This is a genomic window from Pseudomonas sp. EL_65y_Pfl2_R96, assembly GCF_963970905.1.
In the GTDB taxonomy this organism is placed as follows: domain Bacteria; phylum Pseudomonadota; class Gammaproteobacteria; order Pseudomonadales; family Pseudomonadaceae; genus Aquipseudomonas.
Genome location: NZ_CAXAQH010000152.1, coordinates 1 through 595, shown reverse-complemented (window position 1 = coordinate 595; position 595 = coordinate 1). Strand labels below are relative to the sequence as shown.

The 595-nt window shown below is 62.9% G+C and carries 1 protein-coding gene; it reads right to left on the bottom strand.

Features of this window, described 5'->3' with window-relative positions; all coding sequences use genetic code 11:
• Positions 1-595, bottom strand: a 595-nt coding sequence (locus AACY49_RS29955) for a hypothetical protein (RefSeq protein WP_339527829.1), incomplete at both ends; no start/stop codon positions are given.

The window sequence follows — 595 nt, the reverse complement described above, 5'->3', positions numbered from 1 at the left end:
ATGCAGGCCTGTACGGTCGCGTTTGCCGACAAAGCGCGCGAAGGTCTTTCGGCCCTGATGCGTGTTCAGATGCCAAGGCTCACCCTCATGATGCGGCAGAGCGATGAACGGCGCGAACTGGTTGTTCAACCGCGATATGATCGTGGAGACGATGGGCAAATTAATCCGGGCGGCGGGACCAACAAGGCCGTTGCTGGCCATCACCAGAAAGAGTTCGGACCGCCCGCTTTGGGCACGCAAGCGGGCCGACAGCCGTTCCATGACCAGCATGGCACGTTCGACCGGCGGCGGCGCGACCCAGCGATGGACCTCGCCGTGAGCGTCGCGTGCTGTCTTGTAGATCCGGCCGACGAGATAGGCGAAGCGTTCGCTGCCGTCACCTGAGGGATGCTGCTCGATGCAGCCGACCTGAAGACCAAGAATCTCCGAGACCCGCGCGCCGACCAGATAGCTGACCACCACAAAGCAGGCGTCGTAAATGCGATCGGCGAGATAGCGCACCTGCTTGGTGCTGGTGACGGGCGCCTCATGCCAGGCAGTTTCCTCCCCAGGCAGTGTCGCGAAGGTGAACGGCGCGATCGCGTCGGTCACGATG